The sequence below is a fragment of the Paraburkholderia sp. RL18-085-BIA-A genome (assembly GCF_046027075.1).
GTDB lineage: Bacteria > Pseudomonadota > Gammaproteobacteria > Burkholderiales > Burkholderiaceae > Paraburkholderia.
The window spans coordinates 1-678 of the sequence record NZ_JARESU010000547.1 but is presented as its reverse complement, the minus strand read 5'-3'; the positions used below and the strand labels follow the sequence as shown (position 1 = coordinate 678).

The 678-nt window shown below is 56.5% G+C and carries 1 protein-coding gene; it reads left to right on the top strand.

From position 1 onward, the window contains the following. Window positions 1-63 precede the first annotated feature (63 nt). Window positions 64-678 (top strand): IS110 family RNA-guided transposase (locus P0D89_RS53765; RefSeq protein ID WP_408379766.1); only part of this gene is annotated, 615 nt, incomplete at its 3' end.

Here is a 678-nt window from a genome sequence, read left to right as displayed (position 1 = left end):
TTCGGGGTGCGGCATATGCCAAAGTGGGTAAGTCGTGACTTCCACGGCAAAGGAGCGTTCATCATGAAGATAGCCACTGTCGGACTGGATCTTGCGAAGACCCTATTCCAGGTTCATGGAGTGGATTTGCAGGGACATGTCATCGTACGCAAGCAACTACGCCGCGTTGATGTGCTGCCCTTTTTCGCGAAGCTTGGGCCGTGCGTGGTAGGCATGCAGGCATGTGGGTCGTCGCCCTATTGGGGCCGGGAACTTACAAAGCCTGGACACTCTGTGTGTCTGATTGCCCCGCAGTTCGTTCGACCTTACGTGAAGAGCAATAAGACCGATGCGGCCGACGCAGAAGCAATCTGCGAGGCGGTAAATCGACCGCATATGCGATTTGTGCCGATCAAGACGCAAGCGCAACAGACGATGCTCTCGCTGCATCGGGCACGCGCAGGGCTGGTCAAATCGCGTACGGCATTGGCCAGTCAAATCCGCGGCTTGCTGAGTGAGTTCGGTATTGTGTTGCCACAGGGCATCAGACTGCTTGGGCAAAGGGCTATCGAAGCTCTGTCCAATCGTGAGCCTGAGCTTTGCGAACCGTTCCGGGCGTTAATCCAGATGCTCGTCGAGCACTTACGCGAACTGGGCAACAAGGCAGCTGAACTGGAGGGACGCATCCGTGCGATGCAT